A 23,565-nucleotide genomic window follows, 5' to 3' on the forward strand; every position below is an offset into this window, starting at 1 on the left:
CATGCCACGCCCCGGTGCGCCGCGGGAAGCGGGACGTCGCCCCGGCACGTCCGACGGGAGGCTTGACCGATGCCGGCGCGCGTCCTCCCATCGCGAGGGCCAAGCGAGGGAGGAAGAGCCATGCGCGCCTACGCGGTCGTGGAGAACGGCAAGCCGCTGCAGCCGATCGAGCTGCCCACCCCCGAACCCGAGGGCGCGCAGGTCCTGCTGGAGGTGACGCATTGCGGCGTCTGCCACAGCGACATCCACATCTGGGACGGCTTCTACGACCTCGGCGGCGGCAAGGTGCTGACGCTGAAGGACCGCGGCGTGACGCTGCCGCTCGCGATGGGCCACGAGGTGGTCGGTCGCGTGCTGAAGCTCGGCCCCCAGGCGGCGGCGAGCGGACTCAAGCCCGGCGATCTCCGCCTCGTCTATCCCTGGGTCGGCTGCGGGACCTGCGCGAAGTGTCGCGGCGACGAGGACAACATGTGCCTCGCGCCGCGTTCGATCGGCGTCTACCAGCACGGCGGCTACGCCACGCACGTGCTGGTGCCGGAACCGCGCCACCTCGTTGCGATCGACGGGCTCGATCCGGCGCTCGCCGCGACCTATGCCTGCTCCGGGTTGACCGTCTATTCGGCGATCCGCAAGGTCATGCCGCTGCCGCCTGACGAGCCGATCGTGCTGTTCGGCTCGGGCGGGCTCGGGCTGAACGCGATCGCCGTGCTGAAGGCCCTCGGCCATCGCCGCATCGTCGCGGTGGATATCGACCCGAGGAAACGGGAGGCGGCGCTGGCCGAGGGCGCCTCCGACGCGGTGGACGGCAGGGCCGAGACGCCCGAGGAGGTCGCCAGCCGCGTGACCGCAGCCTGCGGCGGGCCGGTGGAGGCGGTGATCGACCTGGTCGGGGCCGGGCCCTCGGCCCGCGCCGCCTTCGCCAGCCTGCGCAAGGGCGGCAAGCTGATCCTTGTCGGGCTCTATGGCGGAGATCTGCCGCTGCCGCTGCCTCTGATGGCGACGCGGGCGCTGACGGTGCGCGGCAGCTATGTCGGCAGCCTGAGGGAGCTGCGCGAACTGATCGCGCTGGCCAAGGACGGCGCCCTGCCGGCGATCCCGATCGCGATCGAGCCGCTCGGGAAGGCGGGCGAGGCGCTCGAGCGGCTGCGCGCCGGGCAGGTGGTCGGCCGCATCGTGCTGGCGAACGACGGGCGGTTCTGACCCCGGCCGCAGGCACCGCGGGCACCTCGGCCGCGACGCCGGCGCGGTCCGCCGGAGGCGCCGGCACGCCCGGGCATCCGGTGATACGCGCATGATCCGAGAGGGTTCTCAACCTGGGCGTGCGGGGCCATCGGGTGCGGGAGATCGCACGCGCCTCGCATGCTCGAAAAATGTTCTTTGTGATCCGAGATTTGATGGGGTTAGAGTGCTGAAACGGCAGAGTGATGCAGCAGGACCATGGCACGCCGGCGGCCAAGGAAACTTATGGAGAATTTGCGGTCCACGGACGCTGTTGCCGTGTCCGATACAAGAGTTCTTGTGGTTGATGATGAGCGTGCAATCGTCGATCTGCTTGCAAACAGCCTGACGGGATACGATTTTGAAGTCATACCCGCCTATACGCCGATGGAGGCATGGAGCGTCATCAGTCGTGATCCGTCGATTTGCGTTGTTTTGACGGATATCAGGATGCCGGAGAAATCTGGCATCTCCCTTGCCAGCGAACTTCTCTGGAATCGTGAGGAGAGCGTCGCGCTGGAAGTCGTCGTCATGACGGGCGGTGCCACGGCCGAAGCCGCGATCGACGCGGTGCGCATCCGCGCCTTCGACTTCATCCGCAAGCCGTTCCGCATCGGCGAGGTCGTGGAGGTGATCCGCCGCGCCGCCGCGAGCGCGCGGGCGCGGCGGCAGCGTGCCGCCGAAGATGCGGCGCTGCGCGACCGCCTCGCCGTGTCGGAGACCGAGCGCCGCGCGCTCGAGGCGCGGCTCGCCAGGCTCTCGGGCGAAGGCGGAGTCCAGGTGGCGGTCGCGGAGGCGGACGCGGCCGAGACCGGACGGATGCTCGCGGCTGCATTGCACGAGAGCGCGGCGCGCGACCTCGCCCCCACCGCCGCCGGCGGGAGCGATCCCAGGGGCCGCTACGCGGTTGTGGTCGCGCAGGCCGCCGACCAGCTCGACGACCGCACGCTGCTCGAGTTCCTGCTCACCCTGGTCGCGCGGTCCGACGAGGCGCGTGCGCTCGCCGACCGCCTGATCGCCACCTTCCGCGGCTATGCCGAGGTGCTGGCGGCGCCGATCAGCGACCTGATGCGCCGGGCCGGGCTGACGCGGGAACAGGCGGTCTGCATCAAGGCCGTCAACGCCTCGGCCGTGCGCCTCCTGCGCGCGCGCATGCAGGAGGGGCTGGTGCTGCATGACTGGGACCGGCTGTCGGCCTATGTCTACGCCTCGCTCGCGAGCGAGCGGGTCGAGAACTTCCGCGTGCTCTATCTCGACAAGCGCAACCGGCTGCTCGCCGACGACCTGCAGGCGCGCGGCACGGTCGACTTCGTCGCGGTGCACACCCGCGAGCTGATCCGGCGCGGGCTCGAGCTCTACGCCACGAAGCTCGTGCTGGTGCACAACCATCCGTCGGGCGATGCCCGGCCCAGCCGGCAGGACATCGCCGTGACACGCGAGATCGCCGCCGCCTGCGCCACCGTGGAGATGGAGCTCGGCGACCACCTGATCGTCGGCCGCAACGGCATCACCTCGCTGCGCGCCGCAGGCTATCTGTAGGCGTCAGCCGATGCGGCGATAGGCGAGGCCGCGCGCGAGCCAGCAGCCGACGGCTACGCCGGCGACGCGGCCGTCCGCGCGCTCGAAGGCGAGCGTCCAGTCGCCGGGCGGGGTGTGGTCGAGCGCGCGCGGGCAGGGCAGCGTCCAGAGATCGGCCGCGATCGGCTCGAGCAGCTCCATCCGTCCCCGGCCGAGGGGCCCCGAGAACCCGCCGTAGAGCACGCCGCCCGCGGAAACGATGTCGAGCTCGGAGTCGATCTCGTCGCAGCGGTAGCGGCCTGTGACGTCCATGGCTGCGCTGCCGCTGCAGGGCACGAGGCGTGCCGAGAGATTCTCGCCACGCCGCTCCATGCGGAGCCCGTCGCCGGTCGGGCGGAGCAGCGTCGTGCCGTTGGCGGCCGAGCCGTCCGGACGCAGCGCCAGCCGTTCCGGCGCCTGGCCGAACCGCAGCTCGACCTGCCCGCCGGGCGCGGACGCGATCCGGGCGAGGAGACGCGTCTCGGGCTCGCGATAGGCGCCGAGCCAGGGCGGGGCGGGCAGGGCGGGCACGTCAGGTGATCGCTCCACCCCCAGCGCGGCCGCGAGCAGATCGAGCGCGGCTGCGCGCGCATCCGCGAGATGGTTGAACAGCACCACCACGGAGAGACGCTCCGAGGCGACGTGCAGGCGGTGACTGCGCCAGCCGCGCAGCGCCCCGCCATGGCCGGTCACGGCACGGCCGAACTCGCTCGCGCGGCCGAGGCCGAAGCCGTAGGTCGCGGGCGTGCCGTCGGCGAAGAGGACAGGCGCGCCGAGGCGGCTGTAGAGCGCCTCCGGGTCGTCGCGCGTCGCATCGATGTGGCGTTCCCAGGCGATCAGGTCGTCGAGCGAGGCGCCGATGCCGGCATCGCCGGTCCAGAGGATGCGGTTCTCGGCCGCGCGGAAGCCGCTCGCCTGCGTGCCCTCGTAGCCTTCCGTGCCGTCCGGCATGGCGCGCGTGTCGGCGGCAAGGAAGGCGCTCGCCATGCCCGCCCGCGCGAAGATGCGCGTGCGCAACAGCTCGGCGAAGCTTCGCCCCGTGCGCGCCTCGATGATGTCCGAGAGGATGCGGAAGTTCTGGTTGGCGTAGGACGAGCGCGTGCCGGGCGCGAAGTGCAGGCTCCGCGTCGCGCCGATCAGCCGCGCCGCATCCGCATCCGCGAACGGCGCCTCGACCGGGGAGCCCTGCAGCATCGCCACCGCCCAGTAATCGCGCAGTCCCGATTGGTTGTGGCAGAGATGCAGCGCGCCGGGCACCGGCCCGGCAAGGTGCGGCAGGCGCGCGCGCACCTCCTCGTCCAGCACCGCCGGATCCGGGAACGCGTCGAGCAGCAGCGCGCAGGTGAACTGCTTGGTGATCGAGCAGATGCGGAACAGCGTGCGCGGGGTGAAGGGGATGCGGCGCTCGGCGTTCGCCCAGCCCCAGGCGTGGCGCACCAGCACCTCGCCCGCGCGCAGCACGGCGACCGCGCCGCCCGGCCCGGGATAGGCGCGCGGCAGGGCCTCCACGGCGCGGTCGAGGCGGGCGGACAGGGCGGCCGTCATCGCCGCAGTCTGGCGCGGCCGGCCGTGGCGGTGAAGCGGGTCGACCCCGGTTGCCATCGCGCGCCGGACCTGTCAGCACTCCGGAGGAGAGACGACAGGAGGGTGCGGATGGGTCTGATCGAGCGGATCGGCGTGGATGTGGGGCGCCGGCTTCGGCTGGAGGATGCGATCGCGTGGGCGGCGGCGAACGGGGTCCGCTACATCGACATCCAGCTCGACACCGGGGCGAACGCGGTGACCAGCTTCGACGACGCGCGCTGCCGTGCGATCCGCGCCGCGCTGGAGAAGCACGGCATCCATCTCGGCCTGCACACGCTCTCCGCGGTCAACGTCGCCGAGTATTCGCCGTTCCTCTCCGAGGCGGTCGATGCCTACATGAAGGCATATATCGACGCCGCCCCGCGGCTCGGCGCGGCCTCGATCGTGGTGCACGCGGGCTACCACTTCACCGCCGATGCCGAGATGCGCATGCAGGCGGGGCTGGACCGGCTCAAGCGCATGGCCGCCTATGCCGAGGCCAAGGGCACCCTTCTGCTGCTCGAGAACCTGAACAAGGAGCCGGCGGAGGCCGAGGTGCACTACCTCGCGCACACGATCGAGGAGTGGCGCTACTACTACGAGGCGATCGACAGCCCCGCCCTCGCGCTGTCCTTCACGGCCAACCATGCGCATCTGCTCCCGGAGGGCGTGGAGGGGTTCGTCGCCGCGATCCCGATGCACCGCGTGGTGGAGGTAAGGCTGGCCGACTGTTTCCGCCTCGGCCACGAGCAGCACCTCGTCCCGGGACAGGGCGATTTCGACTTCGGCGCGATGTTCCGGCTGATCGAGGGCACGGGGTTCAAGGGCCACTACATGAACGCCTTCGGCACGCTCGAGGACATGCAGGAGGCGCGCGCCCGGCTGGCAGCACTCGCGCGCGCGGCCGGCGTGGCCGCCTGAGGCCCTCGGACCCGGAGACCCGCCATGCCCGTCTACGCCCTGGATGACCGCGCGCCACGCCTCGCCGCGCCGGAGCGCATCTGGATCGCGCCCGACGCGCACGTCATCGGCGACGTGGTGCTGGAGGAGGATGTCAGCGTCTGGTTCGGCGCGGTGTTGCGCGGCGACAACGAGCCGATCGTGATCGGCGCGCGGAGCAACGTGCAGGAAGGCGCGATGCTGCATGCCGATCCCGGCTTCCCGCTGACCGTGGGGGAGGACGTGACGATCGGCCACCACGCGATCCTGCACGGCTGCACGGTAGGTGCAGGCGCGCTGATCGGCATGGGGGCGACGGTGCTGAACGGCGCGCGCATCGGTGCGGGGTCGCTCGTGGGCGCGAATGCGCTGGTCACCGAGGGCAAGACGTTCCCGGAGCGGTCGCTGATCCTCGGCAGTCCGGCGAAGGCGGTGCGCACGCTGGACGAGGCGGCGGTGGAGCGGATCCGCGGCTCGGCGCTGCACTATGTGCGCAACGCGCGCCGCTTCGCGGCCGGGCTGAGGCGGCTCGGCTGAAGGGCGGGGTGGCGCCGGCGGCCGGCCGCGCGACCATCTCCGGCCGGGGCGCCCCGTCGGGTTCGGACGGAGGGTGAAGGACGCCATGGACCGCTCGCTCTTCCACCCCGCGTTCAAGGCGCGGCCCTACTGGTGGGACGACATCCCGATCGGCGAGAACCCCGAGGCCGAACTGCCGGCGAGGACCGACGTGGTGATCGTCGGCGGCGGGCTGACAGGCCTGAACTGCGCGATCGAGCTCGCCCGCGGCGGCGCGGGCTGCGTGGTGCTGGAGGCAGAGGATTTCGGCTTCGGCGCCTCGACGCGCAACGGCGGCGGCGTCTCCGGCGGAATCAATCTCGGCAAGGGCATGTCGGGTGCCAGGAGCCGCGACGGCGGCATCGATCCCGTGATGCGCGCGATGATCGGCGATGCCGCCGAGAGCTTCGCGCATATCGAGACGGTGATCGCGCGCGAGCAGATCGACTGCTGCTGGGAGCGGTCGGGCCGCTTCGTCGGCGCCTTCACGCCGAAGCACTATGACGGGCTTGCCGCGAGGCTCGACCTGCTCAACGCCGTGGCGGAGGCGGGGGCGGAGATGGTGCCGCGCGCGCGCCAGCGCGAGGAGATCGCCTCCGACTACTATTTCGGCGGGATGCGCATCGGCCGCAGCGGCAAGCTGCATCCGGGCCTCTACCATCGCGGGCTGATGCAGGCCGCAGAGCGTCACGGCGCCGTGCTGGTCGGGCGCTGCCCGGCGGGGCGCGTGACGCGCAACGGCACGACCTGGACGGTCGAGACGCCGCGCGGCACGGTCGCGGCGCGCGAGGTGATGATCGCCACCAACGGCTACACCGGCGATCTCACGCCCGATCTCAAGCGGCGCGTGATCCCGCTCGCCTCGCACATCATCGCCACCGAGCCGCTCGATCCCGGACTGGCACGCAGCCTGATCCCGCGCGGCCGCACCCTCTCCGACACGAAGCGCGTGCTCTGCTACTACCGGATGTCGCCGGACGGCACGCGCGTGATCTTTGGCGGGCGCGCGCGTTTCACGGAGGTGGGGCCGGCGGTCTCGGCCCCCGCCCTGCACGCGATGATGCTGGAGCGCTGGCCGCAGCTGAAGGGCGTCCGGATCACCCATGCGTGGAGCGGCAACACCGCCTTCACCTTCGACCACCTGCCGCATATCGGGGTGACGGCGAAGGGGCTGCACTACGCGATGGGCTGCAACGGCTCGGGTGTGGCGATGCTCTCCTATCTCGGCGCGCAGGCGGGGCGGACGATCCTCGGCGGCGGCAACCGCCTCACGGCCTTCGACGGGCGCGACTTCCCCACGCGTCCGCTCTACACCGGCCGTCCCTGGTTCCTGCCCGCGATCGGCTCCTGGTACCGCTTCCGCGACTGGCTCGATCGCCGAGTCGCCTGATCCGCGCGGCGCGCGGCTTCCGACGCCTGATACCCTCCGCACAAAGGCTCGACCTTTGTGCGGAGGGTATCGCGCGCGGGGCTGGTGGGGCGGCCGCGCGCGAACATGACCCCGTACCAGCCCGCCGAAGGTCAAACCTTCGGCGGGCTGGTATGAGCGCGATCCGGTCCGCGCGCGCGGACGCCGAGGCGGGTTCCGGCTGCGCGGAGCCGGCTCCAGGGCTTGCCGGCCCGCCTCTTCACCCGATCCGGTGCGTCCGCCGGATCGCGATCTGCGCTAGTCTCGACGTGACGACGCCCACGGGAGACGCCCCCATGCCGCAGCCCGCACCCGTGCCCTACGGAACGGCCGCACGATGAGCCTGCCGCCCGGGCTGCCGCCGGGTCTGGTGGAGGACGCGGTGCTCGGCGCCAACCAGGCCTTCTACGAGGCGTTCAACGCGCGCGACACGGCGGCGATGGAGGCGCTCTGGTCGCGGGAGGCGCCGGTCGCCTGCATCCACCCCGGCTGGAATCCGATGACCTCGCGCGAGGAGATCCTGGCCGCCTGGGCGGCCATCCTCGGCAATCCGGAGGCGCCCGAGGTCACCTGCGAGGATCCGGAGGTGATGCTGCACGGCGAGATCGCCTTCGTGATCTGCCACGAGCGCGTGGGCGGGGCGCTGCTCGCCTGCACCAACGGCTTCCGCCTCGAGGACGGGATATGGCGGATGGTGCTGCATCAGGCCGGGCCGGTGGGCGAGGAGCCGACGCGACGGGCGCCGGTGGCGACGCGCTCGCGCCGCGTCCACTGATGGCGGTAGGGTAAGGGGTTGACCTCTGGGCTGCCGGTATGGCCGCGCGGAGCTGGTGGGGCGACCGCGCGCGAAACCAGAGGAGAAGACCCATCGATCAGCGACGGCCGTTCCGGCCAGGCGGCGTGCTCAGCGCAGCGAGCGATGGGGCGCACCCCAGACCAGGCTGTCGTCGCCGAAGTCGCGCGCGGCGACCTGGTGTGGTTCCGCCGGCGGACTGCGCACGGGGCGCGCGTCGCGCACCGAGGCATCGGCAAGCTCGAGCAGGTCGCTGGCGTCGAGTCCGGCGCCCGCCTGGCCGACATAGGCGGGGGGCCGGGACGCGGCGGCGGCGGCGCGCGCGTTGAGCCGCTCCACCGCCGGCGAGACCGCACCGTCGGCGGCGGCGACGTTGGCGACGGTGCGGGGATAGATGAAGCCCCAGGTCGGGTAGATACGGCCGTAGCCCGAACCGCGGCCATGGATCTCCACACGCACGGCCGTCCAGTCGTTGGCGTCGGAGACGTCGATCACGGAGACGCTGCGCGCGACCCGGCCCTTCGGCACGCCCGGGCCCGGCCAGTTGGCATGATCGACCAGGATCTCGCGCGCCGAGACGATCTGGCTGACGACCGAGACGTGGCCGAGCCGCATCGCACCGGTCGGCTTGAAGGTCAGCACCGAGCCGACCTCCGGGCGGCTGCCGCGCTCGTAGCGGCCTTCCGCCTGGTGCCACCAGGTGCGGGCATTGCCGACGATGTCGATGCCGGAGAGATGGCGGGCGAAGGGTACGCATTGCAGGCCGATCACGGGGGCGGGGCGCGAAACCGCCTGGCGGTTCGCCTGGGCCTCCGCGGGAGCGGTCGGCATCGCCACCGCGAGAAGGGAGGCGAGAGCAACAACGCTCCGGAAGCCGCAACGATCGACGCGCATGGCTGACCCTCTCCCGAGAGATGACTGCGAAGCCCGAGGAGGAGGCCGCGCGGCACGCGAACAGGCAACCCGCGATTGCGACTGCCACCGTATTGCCCGATTGTTTCCCGTGTTTCGGCTGTGGACACCGAACCGAAACAGGATGAAAATCCTATAACAGCATATTTCGTTGTGTTTCGACGGGCGCGGCCAAGCGGTCGCAACAGGCACCCGAAAGAAGACCCCCGCCGGTGACCGGCGGGGGTCGGACCACTTCATCCCGAACGGGTGCGGGCGCTATTTGCAGGCGACGACCATGATCTCGACCAGCATGGCCGGATTGGCGAGCTTCGATTCGACGCAGGCCCGCGCCGGCGCCATCCCGGGCGGCACCCACGCGGTCCAGACCTCGTTCATGGCGTCGCGCAGCGTGATGTCGGAGAGCCAGATCTGGGCCGACAGCAGCCTGGTCTTGTCGGTGCCGCGCTCCTCGAGCAGGGCATCGATCTGGTCGAGCACGTCCCTGGTCTGGCCCTTGATGTCCTTCGACGTGTCCTTGGCGGTCACGCCGCGCAGGAACACGAAGCCGTGGTACTCGACGGCATCGGAATAGATCTTGCCCGGGTTCACGCGGTCGATCCGGCTCATGCGCCCTCTCCCCTCTCTGGTTGGTGGAACGGCGCGGAGTGTAGAGCCCGCGGCCGGACGGACAACCTGGGTGTCAGAAGCGCGGCGGCCCGGCCGCGGTGGCGGTGACGACGCAACGGCAGAACGGGCAGACCGACAGCCGCTCCACAGCCTCGGCCACATCCGGCGGGGCGTCGCGGCCCTTGAGGAGGGCAGCGATCTCGGCGCGAAGCTCGTCGTGGATCGGCGAGCGGGCGCAGGCCGCGTTGGCCGACCAGTCGGCGGCGGACGGGACGTCGAGCGGCTCGACCCGGAAGGCGCGCGCGGGTGCCACGACCGCGACGGTCGCGAACAGGCCGAGCAGCGCGCGGCGTGAACTCATGGACGGCACCTTACCCCGCGGCCGCCGCGCCCCGCACGTCACGGCACGGCGATCCAGCCGGGGCTCCGCGCGCCCCTGGCAACCGCCTCGAACATCGCCGCCGAGTGCACCGCCTCCTCGAGCGACAGCGGATAGGCCGGCCCGCCCGCGCAGGCGGCGGCGAAGGCCTCGAGCTCGGCTCGCTCGAGATCGACCGGCTCGAACCTGATGCGCTCGTGCGGCTTGCCCTCGCGGCCCACCACCAGCGTATCGGTGCCCCACATCTCCACCCAAGCCTCCGAGCCGAACACCTGCAGGCGCCAGAGCCGCGGCACGGCGGCGAGCGTGGTCAGCGTGCCGGTGACGCCGCTCCCGAACCGCACCAGCGCGGCGGTGGTGTCGTCGAGCCCGTTGGTGGCCACACGGGCATGGCTCACCACCGAGACCTCGGCCAGCGGCCCGCACAGGTTCTGGAACATGTCGAGCATGTGGATGCCCATGCCGGCGAGCCCGCCGGCAGGGCTCTCGACCGGATCGGCACGCCACATCCCGGGCTTGTAGGCGAGCGCGCCGGGGCCGGAGATGTTGCCTTCGATGTGGCAGAGCGTGCCGAGCGCGCCCTCGGCGATCATCCGCTTCAGCCGGGCGACCGCGGGCAGGAAGCGGCGGTTGTGGCCGAGCGCCATCACCACGCCGGCCTGGCGCACGGCAGCGACGGCCTGCTCGGCGGACGCCCGGGTGAGCGTGAACGGCTTCTCGACGAAGATCTGCTTGCCCGCGCGCGCCGCGGCGATCACCTGCCCGGCGTGCTGCGAATGCGGGGTGGCCAGCACCACCGCCCCGACCGCCGGATCGGCGAGCACGGCATCGTAGTCCGGAAGCATGCGGATGCCCTGGGTTCTGGCCCAGTCGGCCGCCTTCTCGGGGCTGCGCGTGCAGCCGGCGACGAAGCGGATCGCCTCCGACTTGCCCTGCACGCTCTCCACCAGCACGCGGCCCCAGCGGCCCATGCCCACGATCGCGGCGTCGATCATCAGATCCCTCCCTTCTCGGCGGGCGGAGGCGGCTTCGGGCCGATCCCCCGCTCCATCACCACGGCGACGCGGCGCTGCCGTCGCATCCCCCACCACCACACCGGCAGGCAGGCGGCCGAGGCGCAGGCCACGGCGAGCCGGAGCCCGATCGCCTCGGCCAGCGCGCCCAGGCCGAGCGCGCCGAGGGCCGGGCAGGCCCGGATGATCAGGCCCCAGAGCGAGAGCACGCGGCCGCGCATCGCCCGATCGGCCGCACCCTGGACGAGCGTCTGGATCGCCACCCCGTGGACGATCTGTGCTGCGGCGGCAATGGCCGCGCCGAGAAGCCCGATCTCGAAGATCACCGTCGCGACGAACAGGAACCCCCCGAGCGCCATGGCCGCACCGGCGGCGATCCCGATGAAGGTGAGCCCCCGCGTGCCGCCGCGCGCGGCGAGCAGCAGTCCCGCCACCAGCGCCCCGCCACCCGTCGCCGAAGCGAGCATGGCGAGCCCCGGCGCGCCGCGCTGGAACACCGAATCGGCGAAGGCGGGCAGCAGTTCCAGGAAGGGCCGCGCGAACACCCCCATCAGCGCGGCGAACAGCAGGAGAGGCCCGATGCCGCGGTGGCGCGCGGCGTAGCGGAAGCCGTCCAGCGTCTCGGCGCGCAAGGAACGGGTCGGCGCGTGGCCGAGGCGTTCGGAGGCGGCGATGCGCAGCATCAGCAGCGAGACCGAGGCGATCAGGTAGGCGGCGCAGTTCACAAGGATCGCGGGCGCGACCCCGGCCCAGACGATGAGCGCGCCGGAGATCGCCGGGCCCGCGAAGCGCGCGACATTGAAGGTGAGCGAGTTGAGCGCGACCGCGGCCGGCAGGTCCTCGCGCGGAACCAGCGCGGGGATCAGCGTCTGCCGGGCGGGCTGGGTAAAGGAGTTGGACACCCCGACCACGAATTCGAGCGCCAGCAGGAGCTCGATCGTGATCAGCCCGGTCAGCACGAGCAGGCCAAGCGTCAGCGACTGCACCGCGGTGACGCCCTGCGCCGCCATCGTGAGCCGGATGCGGTCGGTGCGGTCGGCCACCGCACCGGCGATCGGCGCGACGATCACGGCCGGGGCGAGGTCGCAGAAGACGACGAGCCCCAACCAGAACGGCGAGTAGGTGAGCTCCCAGGCGAGCCAGCCGACGGCGATGCGCTGGATCCACATCCCCGTCCAGGCAAGCAGGCTGCCCGCGTAGAACACGCGGCCATTGCGGTGGCTCAAGGTTCGGCCGAGGGAGCGGAGTCCCGCGGGGGCGCGGAGCGGCATGGGCGGTCCGACTGTTGCGCCATGCGCAGCCGTGCACAAGCGCGCCACCGGCAAGGGAGAGGCGCTCGTGCTGGCATAACAACGACATGCCGGCGAGGCCGCGATACCCATCGGCGAAGCCATGACGGACTTGCCCCGTCCCATCCTGACAGTTTAAGATCACGACGATTGATGAACGCTGAAATCTTCCATTCCTTCTCGCCATGACCGGCAAGGAAGACATGCCCGGCAAGCCTCAGATCGATTGCAGTCGGCTGCACGACTGACTTTTGGCTGCTTCGAGGGCTGCTGTCCTCCATCTTCGACTTCATTCGGCATCGTGCCGGGACGACAGGCTCGCCCACGAATCCGGGGCGCCTGCGATCGAGCCGAAATATCGGAAGGAGCACTCCAGTGAGCGAGGAGACCAAGGAGCAGATCCCCGCGACGACCGACACCGGCCTGCCGCCGCCGGAGGGCGACGTTGCGCCGATCGAGACCGACTACCAGATCGGCCAGGACAACATCACGCCGAGGCTCGGTCCGTTCAGCCTCGACATCCACAACCCAGTCTTCGCCGTCTCGGGGCTGACGATCGTCGCGTTCACCTTTCTCACCCTCGCCTTCCAGGCCGATCTGGGGCCGGTCTTCGTCGGCCTGCGCGACTGGCTCACCGCCAGGCTCGACTGGTTCTTCCTCTCCGCCGCCAACATCTTCGTGCTGGTCTGCCTCGCGCTGATCGTCTCACCGCTGGGGCGCGTGCGGATCGGCGGCACCGAAGCGACGCCGGACTTCGGCTATGCGAGCTGGTTCGCGATGCTGTTCGCCGCAGGCATGGGGATCGGGCTCGTGTTCTTCGGCGTCGCGGAGCCGATCTCGCACTACAACAGCGCCTTCGCCGGCGTTGCCCTCGAGGAGGGCATGCGCACGGACTGGGCGCCGCTCGGCGCCGCGGCCGGCGACCCGCAGGCGGCGCGCGCGCTGGGCATGGCAGCGACGATCTTCCACTGGGGCCTGCACCCTTGGGCGATCTATGCCGTGGTCGGCCTCGCGCTCGCAGTCTTCGCCTACAACAAGGGGCTGCCGCTGACGATGCGCTCGGCCTTCTATCCGGTGCTCGGAGAGCGGGTCTGGGGCTGGCCCGGCCACGTGATCGACATCCTCGCGGTGTTCGCCACGCTGTTCGGGCTCGCGACCTCGCTCGGCCTCGGCGCCGAGCAGGCGAGCGCGGGGCTGCACTTCCTGTTCGGCTTCCCCGAGGGCGATGCGGGCAAGGTGATCCTGATCGTCGCGATCACGGCTGTCGCGGTGTGGTCGGTGCTGCGCGGACTCGAAGGGGGCGTGAAGAGGCTCTCCGAGGCCAACATGATCCTTGCCGCGGCGCTGGTGCTGTTCGTGGTGCTCGCAGGGCCCACCGTGCAGATCCTGGCTGGCTTCTTCGGCAACCTTGCGGCCTATGCGCGCGAACTCGTGCCGCTGTCGATGCCGTTCTGGCGCCAGGACGACAACTTCCGCCAGGGCTGGACCGCGTTCTACTGGGCCTGGTGGATCTCCTGGTCGCCCTTCGTCGGCATGTTCATCGCGCGCGTCAGCCGCGGCCGGACGGTGCGCGAGTTCCTGGTCGCGGTACTGCTGATCCCCGCGCTCGTCTCGGTGTTCTGGATGACGGCGTTCGGCGGCACCGCGATCAGCCAGATCGTCCACCAGGGCATCACGGCTGCCGCCGACGCACCGCTCGAACTGAAGCTGTTCGCGATGCTCCAGCATCTGCCGCTGGCCGCGGTCACCTCCTTCATCGGCATCGTGCTGGTCGTGGTGTTCTTCATCACCTCCTCCGACTCCGGCAGCCTGGTGATCGACACCATCACCGCCGGCGGCAAGGTCGATGCGCCGGTGAGCCAACGCGTGTTCTGGGCCAGCTTCGAGGGGCTGGTGGCGATCGCGCTCCTGCTCGGCGGCGGGCTCGCGGCCTTGCAGGCGATGGCGGTCTCGACCGGGTTCCCGTTCACGGTCGTGCTGCTGCTCGCCTGCATCTCGATCGTGAAAGGGCTGATGGATGAGCCGCGTTGACGCGCCTCATCCCGTCGCGCGGGGGAACCCGTCACGCGGCAGGCGGCCGCCGCCGAAGATCGGCGTCACGCGCCGCGGCCGTGGCGGGCGGGCTTCCGCACCGCGTGACCCCGACGCGCCGAGCGCCTAGAGAGGCGGGGAACCCCTGCCCCGAGTCGCGCCCATGCCGATCGACATGACCGAGATTCGCGACACCCCGCTCGCCGATGCCCTCTCCGAGCGCTACCTCGCCTACGCGCTCTCCACCATCATGGCGCGGTCGCTGCCGGATGTGCGCGACGGGCTGAAGCCGGTGCACCGGCGCCTGCTCTGGGCGATGCACCAGCTCCGGCTCGACCCGCAGGCCGGGTTCAAGAAATGCGCCCGCGTGGTGGGCGACGTGATCGGCAAGTTCCACCCGCACGGCGACGCCGCGGTGTACGAGGCGCTGGTGCGGCTCGCGCAGGACTTCGCGCAGCGCTACCCGCTGATCGAGGGCCAGGGCAATTTCGGCAACATCGACGGCGACAACGCCGCGGCGATGCGCTACACCGAGGCCCGCCTGACCGAGGTCGGCCAAGCGCTCCTCGAGGGGATCGAGGAGGATGCGGTCGATTTCCGCGCCACCTATGACGGCGAGGAGCGCGAACCCGTCGTGCTCCCCGCCGCCTTCCCGAACCTGCTCGCGAACGGCGCGCAGGGGATCGCGGTCGGCATGGCGACGTCCATCCCGCCGCACAACGCAGGCGAGGTCTGCGCCGCCGCGATCCACCTGATCGAGCACCCGGACGCCACCACCGCCGATCTGCTGCGCCACCTGCAGGGACCGGACTTCCCGACGGGCGGCATCATCGTCGAGCCGGCAGACGCGATCGCGGCCGCCTACGAGACCGGGCGCGGCGGGTTCCGGCTGCGCGCCAGGTGGGAGGTCGAGCAGGGCAAGTACGGCACCTTCCGCGTGATCGTCACCGAGATCCCCTGGCAGGTGCAGAAGGCCCGCCTGGTCGAGCAGATCGCTGCCGCGATGGAGGAGAAGAAGCTACCCCTGCTCGGCGATCTGCGCGACGAGAGCACCGACCGGGTGCGGATCGTGCTGGAGCCAAAATCGAAGAGCGTCGATCCCGCGCTGCTGATGGAGAGCCTGTTCCGCGTCACTGCGCTGGAGAGCCGGGTCAGCCTCAACATGAACGTCCTGGACGCCGAGCGCACCCCGCGCGTGATGTCGCTGAAGGAGGTGCTGCGCGCCTTCCTCGACCACCGCCACGAGGTGCTGCTCCGCCGCACGCGCCATCGCCTCGCCGCCGCGGAACGGCGCATCGAGGTGCTGGAGGGCTATCTCGCCGTCTATCTCAACCTCGACGAGGTGATCCGCATCATCCGCACCGAGGACGAACCGAAGCCCGTCCTGATGCAGGCGTTTGCGCTCACCGAGATGCAGGCGGAGGCGATCCTCAACATGCGGCTGCGCAGCCTGCGCAGGCTCGAGGAGATGGAGATCCGCAAGGAACACAAGGCGGTCTCGGCCGAACGGCGGCGGCTCAAGTCGCTCCTCGGCGACGAGGGCGAGCGCTGGCGCGCGATCGCGGCCGAGCTTGCCGAGATCCGCAAGCGGTTCGGCTCGGGCGCGCTCGGGCTGCGCCGCACCTCCTTCGCCGCCGCCCCCGTCGCGACCGCCGAGGCGGTCGCGGAGGCGTTGACCGTGCGCGAGCCGATCACCGTGGTGGTCAGCGAGAAGGGCTGGGTGCGCGCGCTCAAGGGCCACGCGGTCGATCCCGCGTCCTTGCGCTTCAAGGAGGGCGACCGGCTGCGCTTCCTGCTGCCCGCGGAAACCACAGACCGGCTGGTCGCCTTCGCCACCAACGGCCGCTTCTACACCGTCGCCGCGGACAGGCTGCCCGGCGGGCGCGGCGACGGCACGGCGATCCGGCTGCTGATCGACCTGCCGAACGACGCCGATCTCGTCGCCCTGTTCGTGCACCGCGAGGGGGCACGCTACCTCGTCGCCTCCGCCTCGGGGCGCGGCTTCATCGTCAGGGCCGAGGACGCGGTCGCGGGCACGCGCGCCGGCAAGCAGGTGCTGAACCTCGAGGGCGAGGAGGCGGCCGTGTGCGCGCTCGTGCCCGCGGGCGCGGACCACCTCGCCGTGATCGGCGAGAACCGCAAGCTGCTGGTCTTCCCGCTCGAGGAGGTGCCGGAGATGGCGCGCGGCCGCGGCGTCGCGTTGCAGAAATACAAGGACGGCGGGCTTGCCGACGCCAAGCCCTTCGCGCTCGCGGAGGGGCTCGCGGTACGGCTGGGCGAGAACCGGGTGAGCGTGCGCCCCGCCGCCGAGCTCGCCGAGTGGATGGGGCACCGCGCCCAGGCCGGACGGCTGCCCTGGAAGGGGTTCCCGTCCTCTGGCCGGTTCGGCTGATACCCTCCGCACAAAGGCTCGACCTTTGTGCGGAGGGTATCGCGCGCGGGGCTGGTGGGGCGGCCGCGCGCGAACATGACCCCAGACCAGCCCGCCGAAGGTCAAACTTTCGGCGGGCTGGTATGACCCCCCGATCGGCGTCATCGGCAGAACGGATTTCCGTTCCGCCCCGGCCCTCGCCATCGTCAGAGGGCGGCGGAGGACAAAGATGACGGCGATGGCAGGACCCGGCACCGGGACGACACCGAAGCTCGCGATCGGTGAGGTGGCGCTCCGGGTGCGCGATCTCGACCGGGTCGCGCGATTCTACCGCGACGCGATCGGGCTGGAGGACGTGCCGGCCCCCGGCGGCGCGGTCGGCCTCGGCGCCGGCGGTGTCCGGCTGCTGACCCTGATCGGCGATCCGCACGCGCGGGCGCCGGACGCGCTCGCCGCCGGGCTGTTCCACACCGCCTTCCTCCTGCCCTCGCGCGCCGACCTCGCCGGCTGGCTCGCGCACGCGATCGAGCGCGGGCTCGCGATCGACGGCGCCTCCGACCACGTGGTCAGCGAGGCGATCTACCTCGCCGACCCCGAGGGCAACGGTATCGAAGTGTACGCCGACCGGCCGGCCAGCGCCTGGCGCTGGGACCGGGCGGGCGTGACCATGGACACCCGGCCGCTCGACTGCCGCGGCCTGCTTGCCGCCGCATCGGGGCCGGCGCCTCTTGCGCCCGCCGGCACACGGGTCGGCCACATCCACCTGAAGGTCGGTGACACGATCGAGGCGGAGTCGTTCTGGACCGCTTCACTCGGCCTGGAGGTGACCTCGCGCCGACCCGGCGCGGTGTTCATGGCGGCCGACCGCTACCACCACCACGTCGCGGCGAATGCCTGGATGTCGCGCGGCGCCGGCCCGCGCGACCCGCGAGCGACGGGGCTGATGTGGTTCAGCGTCGCCGGGCGCGACCTGCCGGCGGAGGGTGTCGCCGACCGTTGGGGCAATCGGGCGGTGCCGGCCCGCTGACGGCTCAGCCCGCGGTGAGCGCCGGCTCGGCGGGCACGACGAGCGGCCCGCGCTCGACCTCCGCATCCGTCAGCATGCGCCACTGCCCGCCCCAGAGGATCTCGGACGGCCGGAAGCGGGCCTTGTAGGCCATCTTGCGGCTCTCCGGCACCCAGTAGCCGAGATAGACGAAGGGCAGGCGGAGCGCGCCCGCGCGCTGCACCAGCCAGAGCACCATCCAGGTGCCGAGCGAGCGCCGCGCCAGCATGGGCTCGAAGAAGGAGTAGACCGCCGAGAGCCCGTCGGAGAGCCGGTCGGTCAGGCAGGCAGCCATCAGCGCATCCGTATGGTCGCGGAACTCCACCATCATGGTCTCGATCGGCGTGTCCTCGACCATGGCGCGGTAGTCGTAGAACCCCATCGCCGCCATGTCGCCGTCGGCGTGGCGGGCCGCCTGGTAGCGCTGGAACAGCGCGAACTGCTCGGTGGTGGCACGCGCCGGCACCTCGAACCCCTCGATCCCGGCATTGGCCGCGATCAGCCGACGCTGCGTGCGGTTCGGCTCGAACGCGGCGACGTTGACGCGGATCGGGATGCAGGCGCGGCAGCCGGGGCAGACCGGCGCATAGGCGATGTTGTGGCTGCGCCGGAAGCCCGCGCGCGAGAGGCGGTCGTGCAGCGCCTCGGCATCCGCGCCGGTGAGCTCGGTGACGATCTTGCGCTCGGTCCGGCCGGCCAGGTACGGGCAGGGGAGCGGGGCCGTCGTGTAGAAGAACTGCGGGCGCCTGGCCGGTTTCTGCAGCATCGCCGTGTGGCTCGGGTGAACTGGCAATGAAGCGGAACCGCCGCGGTGCCGTCAACCGCCGATCGGTGCGGGCCTGAGCGTGATCCGCCCGCGCACCGCCGCCGGCTCGGCCGGCAGGGTGACGTGACCGCCCGCCAGCCAGAGCGGGGCGAGGTCGCGGTAGTGCGCGCTCAGCGGGTGGCCGGACTGGCCCGGCGCGACAACGAAGCGCGAGGCGTCGAGATCGGCGAGATCGTAGACGCCGCGGAAGCTCGGTCCGTGGACGTTCTCGTACGGGCGCGGGCCGGACAGGCGGAGCCCCGCGCGCAGCACGGTGTAGCCGTCGCCCGGCGTCTCCATCTCGGCGTTGAACCAGGCGGCGATGCCGGGGATGAACTGGAACAGCAGGTGCGGGAAGCGCGCGCGGTGCACCGCGCCCCAGCGCCACGTCGCGAGGTCGGGTCCCTGCGACGCGGCCAGCTCGGCAAGGGCGTCGTCCAGGGCGCGGGCGAGCAGCGGGCGGCACGGATCCGCCCCGTCGCCGCACCAGTGCGCCCCGCGCGTCAGCACGAAGAGCTGGAACTCGGCGACCGTCTCGCGGAACGCCTCGGCGTCGGGGCCGAGCGCGCGCTCGGCCAGCAGCCGGCCGAACGCCCGCGTCCAGGCGGTGTAGATCAGCGGCTCGGGCCGGTCGGCCGCCATCGTGCCGTCCCAGCGCGCAAGCAGCGCATGCGCGCGCGCGGCCGCTCCCGGGCCCGGCTCGGCGCGCAGCATCAGTGGCAGCAGCCGGCGTGCCGCCTCGCTGACGATGTCCATCTGGATCGCGGCAAGGGTTGCGGCGTCGTGCGGCGCGCCGTGCGCCTCTAGCCGGGCGACGATCCGGCGGAAGCGGAAATCGCCCCACCAGTCGCGCGTGAGCCAGACCGGGAAGTCGTCCGGCACCACGCGGTTGTTGGCGTTCACGAGGCGGTCGGTGGGCGGATCGACGAAGCGCGGCAACGCCTCGTAGGGCGCGAAGCCGACCCAGTCATGGCTGCCGTCCCAGCCCGGCACGGGGAATGAGCCGTCGCCGGCGCGTCGGATCGGCACGCGGCCGGGCACCACCATGCCGATCCGTCCGGCGCGGTCCGCGATCACGATGTTCTGCTGCGGTGCGGCGATCAGCCGCACCGCGGCTTCGGCCTCGGCGAAGGTCCGCGCCGTGTTCAGCCGGTGCAGTGCCGCCGCTGCCGCATCGCCCGGCGCGAGCAGCGCCATCGCCACCGCCAGCACGTGGCCCTCCGGCGTGCCGGGGACCGGGTCGAGATCCGAGATCACCGGGCCGTGGCGCGTCTCGCGCACGCGCATCCGCACCGGATCGCCGAACCGGACCTCGATCACCTCCTCGCGCGTCTCGAACGGGCGCGGCCCGTCCGGGGTGAGATAGGCGTCCTCGCCGGCGAGGCGCTCGATGAACACGTCCTGGGTATCGGAATGCGTGGTCGTGAAGCCCCAGGCGACATGGCCGTTGTGGCCGAGCATGAGGAAGGGCACGCCCGGGGCGAAGGCGCCGGCGAGCGTCAGCCCCGGCGCCTCGACGCGCGCGAGGTGCCACTGGGTCGGCGTCACCAGGGCGAGATGGGGATCGTTGGCGAGCAGCGGCTTGCCGGTCGCGCTGGCTGCACCCGTGACCGCCCAGACGTTGCTCGCGGTCGAGGGCAGCGGCGCGTCCTCGCCGAACACCGGCAGGGCGGCAAGCACGCGGGCGAGATGATCCGGCGGCAGCGCCGGCAGCGCCGCGACCGGCGAATGCGGGCTCTCGTCGCGCGGCCAGAGCTCGTCGATCCGTTCGCGCGGCAGCACCGCGGAGAGGCGCAGCCGCGCGAGCTCGGTGCGCATGTTCCCCGTCAGGAACAGCGCCATCGCCTTGCCCCAGAGCAGGCTGTCGGCCTCGCGCCAGCGCTCGGGCCGCGTCGCCAGCAGCACGTACTCGGGCGCGGCCGCCATCCCGTGCCGGTCGATCCAGGCATTCACTCCGCGCGCATAGGCGGCGAGTGCCGCGCGCGTCTCCGCCGGCAGGGCGGCGAGATCGGCTTCGGCGCGGCGCTCGAGCCCGAGCAGGCGCACATAGCGATCGACCCTGAGCCCCTGCGCGCCGATCAGCGCCGACAGCCGGCCAGCAGCGCCCCTGCGCATCAGGTCCATCTGGAACAGCCGGTCGCGCGCATGCAGGTAGCCGAGCGCGGCATGGGCGTCCTCGGCCGAGGCGGCCCGCACCCAGGGGATGCCGTGCGCGTCGAGCGCGATCTCGACCGGCGCCGAGAGGCCGGGAATCGCCGCATCGTTCTCGGTCGAGGGCAGGGTGAGCCGGAACGCGAGCGCGATCGCGCCCGCCAGCAGCAGGACGAGAACCAGGACCGCGACCAGCAGGTGCTGCGACCAGCGGAGGGCGATTCGCATGGCCCGACCATGCCATGCGGCGCGACCGCACGCTGCCGATCACCGCAAGTTCATGCGATGTGCGCGGGATCACCCCGATCCGGCCGCGTCTTCGCCATGGTCCGCGCCGACGTTCGACGCCATGACGGGACCTCGCATGACCACGCCTCGCAAGACGACGCTCTGGGCCGCGATGCTCTCCGCCTGGCTGGCTGCGGGCCAGACCGCCGCGCCCCCCGCCTCCGCCGCCGAACCGCCCGGCCCACCCCATCAGGCCGACGAGGGCGCCGTGGCGGAGCCGCCGCCCCGCGGCTGACCCCTTGCGCGCGCCGGCCCCGGCACCAGACTCCGGCGCGCCATGCTCCACCTGATCAAGCTCGCAGTCGGCTGCACCTCGGTCGACGACCTCGCCGAATGGCAGGCGCGCCGGGCGAAGACCCACCCGCCGCTGCGCCACCGCACCCGCGCGACCCCGAAGCGCGCCGAGGAGATCCTCGCCGGCGGCTCGCTCTACTGGGTGATCGCGGGCTTCGTGCAGGTGCGCCAGCGCATCGTCGCGATCACGCCCGACTCGCTGGACGACGGCTCGCCCTGCTGCGCCCTGCATCTCGACCCGGCCCTGGTGCCGGTGCAGTTCCGTCCGGCCAAGCCGTTCCAGGGCTGGCGCTACCTGGCGGCGGCCGACGCGCCGCCGGACCGGCCGCGGGGCATGGCCGAGGCGCAGGAGGGATTCGCGGCCATGCCGGCGGCGATGCGGCGGGAACTCGCCGAACTCGGCCTGCTCTGAGGCGCGCGGCACTTGTCCTTGCGCGCGCGGCAGCCGAGACTGGCGCTGCCATGGCGGCGGAACGATGACAGGCGCGCTGGGGACGCCGACGGAGGTGCCCGGCCGGACGCCGCTGTTCGCCTCCTGCGGCGAGGACGCGGCCGTGCTCGCCACGGCGCTCGACCAGCTCGGCATCGCGATCTGCGTCTACGACGCCGATGATCGGGTCGTGCTCTGGAACGACTCCTACCTCGCCTTCTTCCCCGAGCAGCGCGCGACGATCGCGCCCGGCACCCCCTACGCCGACACGCTGCACCGCTTCTTCGCGGTCAACCTCGCCGAGAGCCAGCGCGAGCGGATCGACCGGCATGTCGAGGCCGCGGTGCAGCGCCACCGCGCGCAGACCGCACCCTTCACCTTCCAGCTCCGCTCCGGCCGCTGGCTGAAGGTCGCCTCGCTGCCGCTGCCCGGCGGCGGGCGCGTGCGGCTCTGGCGCGACACCTCCGAGGAGCAGCCCACGGTGACGCGCCGCTCGGCCGACCGGGCGGCCGCCTCGCTCGACGTGGGCTATGCCGTGTTCGACGCGACAGGGCGCTTCGTCACCGCCAACAAGCGCTACCAGGAGCTGTTCCCCGGCATCGGCGACCTGGTGAACGCCACCGCCACCTATCGCGACCATCTCGCCCGGATCGAGCGCGACTCGGTTCTGGAGGAGGATCGCGCCCGCCTCGCCCCGGTCGCAGCGCGGCCGCTGCCGGCCGCGCTGCCGGTGTCGCTGCCCCTGCTCCTGCGCCATGTCGAGGGCGGCTGGCTCAGCCTCGAGGAGCGGGTGGGCGAGGACGGCACGCTGATCGCGATCTGGTCGGACGCGACGCGCCAGGTGGAGGCGGATGCGCGCATCGGCGAACTCGAGCGCCACCTGCGCGACGCGGTCGAGGCGATCCCGCACGCGCTGCTGATGTTCGACGAGGAGGGGCGGCTCCTGCTGCGCAACCGACGACTCGCCGCCATCGATCCCGCCCTTGCCCGTGCGCTCGATGCGAACCCCTCGCTCGCGCGCTACGCCGCCTGGCGCGCCGGCTTCGGCGACGTGAGCGCCGACGACGCCGTGCGCGGCGAGGAGGAGGTGGTGCTGCCCGACCGGCGCACCATCGCGATCGCGCCCTTCGCGACCGACGCCGGCGAACTGCTGCTGCTGCTCACCGATGTCACGCGCGAGAGGGCGGCCGAGACGGAGCTCGCGCGCCAGAAGGATCTCGCGCACCAGAACGAGAAGCTCGCCGCGATGGGCAGCCTGCTGGCCGGTGTGGCGCACGAGCTGAACAACCCGCTCTCGGTGGTGGTGGCGCGCGCGCTGCTGCTCGAGGAGCAGGTGGCCGAACCGCAGGTCGGCGTGGCAGTGCGGGTGCTGCGCCAGGCGGCGGAGCGCTGCGCGGCGATCGTGCGCACCTTCCTCGCGATCGCCCGCGCCAAGCCGCGCGAGCGCCGACCGGTCGCGCTCGGCGGCGTGCTCTCGGCCGTGGGCGAGATCCTCGCCTACGGGCTCGGCGCGGACGACATCGCGCTCGAGATCGCCCCCGTGCCCGAGGAGGCGGTGGTCGAGGCGGAGGAGGACGCGCTGCACCAGCTCTTCCTCAACCTGCTGGTGAACGCGCAGCACGCGCTGCGCGGCTCGGCCAAGCCGCGGCGCATCGCCGTCGGCGTCACCGTGGCGGGCGGATCGGTGGAGGTGGCGGTGGCCGACAACGGCCCGGGCGTGCCGCCCGCGATCCGCGGCCGCATCTTCGAGCCCTACTTCACCACCAAGCAGCAGGGCGAGGGCACCGGCATCGGGCTCTCGGTCTGCCACGCGATCGTCGCCGCGCATGGCGGCATGATCGCGGTGGACGACGCGCCGGGCGGCGGGGCGCGCTTCACCGTGCGGCTGCCGCAGGCCGCGCGCGAGGCCGCGGCC

General features: G+C 72.1%; 20 protein-coding genes. 12 read left to right on the plus strand and 8 right to left on the minus strand.

Annotation, left to right across the window (positions count from 1 at the left end; translation table 11 throughout):
• Positions 1 to 120 precede the first annotated feature (120 nt).
• Positions 121 to 1,200 carry an alcohol dehydrogenase gene (locus FK498_RS03180; protein ID WP_141851451.1) on the plus strand — a complete coding sequence of 360 codons (1,080 nt, stop codon included), beginning with the start codon at positions 121 to 123 and terminating at the stop codon, positions 1,198 to 1,200.
• 237 nt (positions 1,201 to 1,437) lie between these two features.
• Positions 1,438 to 2,757: a RadC family protein gene (gene radC, locus FK498_RS03185; protein ID WP_141851454.1), complete on the plus strand. Its 1,320-nt coding sequence runs from the start codon at positions 1,438 to 1,440 to the stop codon at positions 2,755 to 2,757.
• Positions 2,758 to 2,760: 3 nt separating this feature from the next.
• Here the strand turns inward: radC and FK498_RS03190 are convergent, their stop codons facing one another.
• Positions 2,761 to 4,320 carry a D-aminopeptidase gene (locus FK498_RS03190; RefSeq protein ID WP_141851456.1) on the minus strand — a complete coding sequence of 520 codons (1,560 nt, stop codon included), beginning with the start codon at positions 4,318 to 4,320 and terminating at the stop codon, positions 2,761 to 2,763.
• A 108-nt stretch (positions 4,321 to 4,428) separates the two neighbouring features.
• On the opposite strand from FK498_RS03190, the gene FK498_RS03195 reads away from it, so the two are divergent.
• The 4 genes from FK498_RS03195 to FK498_RS03210 all read left to right on the plus strand — a co-directional run bounded on the left by FK498_RS03195 (position 4,429) and on the right by FK498_RS03210 (position 8,015).
• Positions 4,429 to 5,259, plus strand: coding sequence for a sugar phosphate isomerase/epimerase (locus FK498_RS03195; RefSeq protein ID WP_141851458.1), 831 nt, complete (start codon positions 4,429 to 4,431; stop codon positions 5,257 to 5,259).
• A gap of 24 nt (positions 5,260 to 5,283) precedes the next feature.
• Positions 5,284 to 5,814, plus strand: a complete 531-nt coding sequence (locus FK498_RS03200; protein ID WP_141851460.1) for a gamma carbonic anhydrase family protein — start codon at positions 5,284 to 5,286, stop codon at positions 5,812 to 5,814.
• Positions 5,815 to 5,899: 85 nt separating this feature from the next.
• Positions 5,900 to 7,222: an FAD-binding oxidoreductase gene (locus FK498_RS03205; protein ID WP_141851462.1), complete on the plus strand. Its 1,323-nt coding sequence runs from the start codon at positions 5,900 to 5,902 to the stop codon at positions 7,220 to 7,222.
• A gap of 355 nt (positions 7,223 to 7,577) precedes the next feature.
• Positions 7,578 to 8,015 (plus strand): nuclear transport factor 2 family protein, encoded by a 438-nt coding sequence (locus FK498_RS03210; protein ID WP_141851464.1) that lies wholly within the window; start codon positions 7,578 to 7,580, stop codon positions 8,013 to 8,015.
• A 129-nt stretch (positions 8,016 to 8,144) separates the two neighbouring features.
• Here FK498_RS03210 and FK498_RS03215 read toward each other — a convergent pair whose 3' ends face one another.
• The 5 genes from FK498_RS03215 to FK498_RS03235 form a co-directional block, all read right to left on the minus strand.
• Complete coding sequence (locus tag FK498_RS03215) at positions 8,145 to 8,927, minus strand: CHAP domain-containing protein (protein WP_202614723.1); 783 nt, start codon at positions 8,925 to 8,927, stop codon at positions 8,145 to 8,147.
• A 276-nt stretch (positions 8,928 to 9,203) separates the two neighbouring features.
• The gene (locus tag FK498_RS03220; protein WP_141851466.1) at positions 9,204 to 9,554 is read right to left on the minus strand and encodes a RidA family protein; all 351 of its coding nucleotides are present in this window, start codon (positions 9,552 to 9,554) and stop codon (positions 9,204 to 9,206) included.
• Between the two features lie 73 nt (positions 9,555 to 9,627).
• Complete coding sequence (locus FK498_RS03225) at positions 9,628 to 9,915, minus strand: hypothetical protein (protein WP_141851468.1); 288 nt, start codon at positions 9,913 to 9,915, stop codon at positions 9,628 to 9,630.
• A gap of 38 nt (positions 9,916 to 9,953) precedes the next feature.
• The gene (locus tag FK498_RS03230) at positions 9,954 to 10,928 is read right to left on the minus strand and encodes a Gfo/Idh/MocA family protein (protein ID WP_141851470.1); all 975 of its coding nucleotides are present in this window, start codon (positions 10,926 to 10,928) and stop codon (positions 9,954 to 9,956) included.
• Positions 10,928 to 12,172, minus strand: coding sequence for an MFS transporter (locus FK498_RS03235; RefSeq protein ID WP_161988293.1), 1,245 nt, complete (start codon positions 12,170 to 12,172; stop codon positions 10,928 to 10,930). The genes FK498_RS03230 and FK498_RS03235 overlap by 1 nt, the downstream gene beginning before the upstream one ends.
• A gap of 438 nt (positions 12,173 to 12,610) precedes the next feature.
• Between FK498_RS03235 and FK498_RS03240 the strand changes: the two genes are divergently transcribed.
• The 3 genes from FK498_RS03240 (at position 12,611) to FK498_RS03250 (ending at position 17,664) form a co-directional block, all read left to right on the plus strand.
• Entirely contained in the window at positions 12,611 to 14,266 is a 1,656-nt protein-coding gene (locus tag FK498_RS03240) for a BCCT family transporter (RefSeq protein WP_237560819.1), read from the plus strand.
• 163 nt (positions 14,267 to 14,429) lie between these two features.
• Positions 14,430 to 16,658, plus strand: a complete 2,229-nt coding sequence (gene parC, locus FK498_RS03245; protein WP_141851474.1) for a DNA topoisomerase IV subunit A — start codon at positions 14,430 to 14,432, stop codon at positions 16,656 to 16,658.
• Positions 16,659 to 16,875: 217 nt separating this feature from the next.
• Positions 16,876 to 17,664 (plus strand): VOC family protein, encoded by a 789-nt coding sequence (locus FK498_RS03250; protein WP_141851476.1) that lies wholly within the window; start codon positions 16,876 to 16,878, stop codon positions 17,662 to 17,664.
• Positions 17,665 to 17,668: 4 nt separating this feature from the next.
• Here the strand turns inward: FK498_RS03250 and FK498_RS03255 are convergent, their stop codons facing one another.
• Together FK498_RS03255 and FK498_RS03260 are read right to left on the minus strand one after the other, a co-directional pair.
• Positions 17,669 to 18,448: an arginyltransferase gene (locus FK498_RS03255; protein ID WP_141851478.1), complete on the minus strand. Its 780-nt coding sequence runs from the start codon at positions 18,446 to 18,448 to the stop codon at positions 17,669 to 17,671.
• A 51-nt stretch (positions 18,449 to 18,499) separates the two neighbouring features.
• Positions 18,500 to 20,866: a penicillin acylase family protein gene (locus FK498_RS03260; protein ID WP_141851480.1), complete on the minus strand. Its 2,367-nt coding sequence runs from the start codon at positions 20,864 to 20,866 to the stop codon at positions 18,500 to 18,502.
• Positions 20,867 to 21,002: 136 nt separating this feature from the next.
• On the opposite strand from FK498_RS03260, the gene FK498_RS19165 reads away from it, so the two are divergent.
• The 3 genes from FK498_RS19165 to FK498_RS03270 form a co-directional block, all read left to right on the plus strand.
• Positions 21,003 to 21,161 (plus strand): hypothetical protein, encoded by a 159-nt coding sequence (locus FK498_RS19165; RefSeq protein ID WP_161988294.1) that lies wholly within the window; start codon positions 21,003 to 21,005, stop codon positions 21,159 to 21,161.
• A gap of 42 nt (positions 21,162 to 21,203) precedes the next feature.
• Positions 21,204 to 21,632, plus strand: coding sequence for a DUF1489 family protein (locus FK498_RS03265; protein WP_141851482.1), 429 nt, complete (start codon positions 21,204 to 21,206; stop codon positions 21,630 to 21,632).
• A 64-nt stretch (positions 21,633 to 21,696) separates the two neighbouring features.
• A partial coding sequence (locus tag FK498_RS03270) for a PAS domain-containing sensor histidine kinase (RefSeq protein WP_141851484.1) occupies positions 21,697 to 23,565 on the plus strand: 1,869 nt, incomplete at its 3' end.

This window comes from Elioraea sp. Yellowstone, from assembly GCF_006704265.1.
Lineage (GTDB): Bacteria > Pseudomonadota > Alphaproteobacteria > Acetobacterales > Acetobacteraceae > Elioraea.

Bases quoted from the DNA above. Each gene is read 5' to 3' on its own strand.
- FK498_RS03220 (WP_141851466.1), bottom strand. From the start codon at position 9,554: ATGAGCCGGATCGACCGCGTGAACCCGGGCAAGATCTATTCCGATGCC.
- FK498_RS03265 (WP_141851482.1), top strand. From the start codon at position 21,204: ATGCTCCACCTGATCAAGCTCGCAGTCGGCTGCACCTCGGTCGACGAC.
- FK498_RS03205 (WP_141851462.1), top strand. From the start codon at position 5,900: ATGGACCGCTCGCTCTTCCACCCCGCGTTCAAGGCGCGGCCCTACTGG.
- FK498_RS03255 (WP_141851478.1), bottom strand. From the start codon at position 18,448: ATGCTGCAGAAACCGGCCAGGCGCCCGCAGTTCTTCTACACGACGGCC.
- FK498_RS03180 (WP_141851451.1), top strand. From the start codon at position 121: ATGCGCGCCTACGCGGTCGTGGAGAACGGCAAGCCGCTGCAGCCGATC.
- FK498_RS03210 (WP_141851464.1), top strand. From the start codon at position 7,578: ATGAGCCTGCCGCCCGGGCTGCCGCCGGGTCTGGTGGAGGACGCGGTG.
- FK498_RS03215 (WP_202614723.1), bottom strand. From the start codon at position 8,927: ATGCGCGTCGATCGTTGCGGCTTCCGGAGCGTTGTTGCTCTCGCCTCC.
- FK498_RS03230 (WP_141851470.1), bottom strand. From the start codon at position 10,928: ATGATCGACGCCGCGATCGTGGGCATGGGCCGCTGGGGCCGCGTGCTG.
- FK498_RS03260 (WP_141851480.1), bottom strand. From the start codon at position 20,866: ATGCGAATCGCCCTCCGCTGGTCGCAGCACCTGCTGGTCGCGGTCCTG.
- FK498_RS03250 (WP_141851476.1), top strand. From the start codon at position 16,876: ATGGCAGGACCCGGCACCGGGACGACACCGAAGCTCGCGATCGGTGAG.
- FK498_RS03195 (WP_141851458.1), top strand. From the start codon at position 4,429: ATGGGTCTGATCGAGCGGATCGGCGTGGATGTGGGGCGCCGGCTTCGG.
- FK498_RS03190 (WP_141851456.1), bottom strand. From the start codon at position 4,320: ATGACGGCCGCCCTGTCCGCCCGCCTCGACCGCGCCGTGGAGGCCCTG.
- FK498_RS03225 (WP_141851468.1), bottom strand. From the start codon at position 9,915: ATGAGTTCACGCCGCGCGCTGCTCGGCCTGTTCGCGACCGTCGCGGTC.
- parC (WP_141851474.1), top strand. From the start codon at position 14,430: ATGCCGATCGACATGACCGAGATTCGCGACACCCCGCTCGCCGATGCC.
- FK498_RS19165 (WP_161988294.1), top strand. From the start codon at position 21,003: ATGACCACGCCTCGCAAGACGACGCTCTGGGCCGCGATGCTCTCCGCC.
- radC (WP_141851454.1), top strand. From the start codon at position 1,438: ATGGCACGCCGGCGGCCAAGGAAACTTATGGAGAATTTGCGGTCCACG.
- FK498_RS03200 (WP_141851460.1), top strand. From the start codon at position 5,284: ATGCCCGTCTACGCCCTGGATGACCGCGCGCCACGCCTCGCCGCGCCG.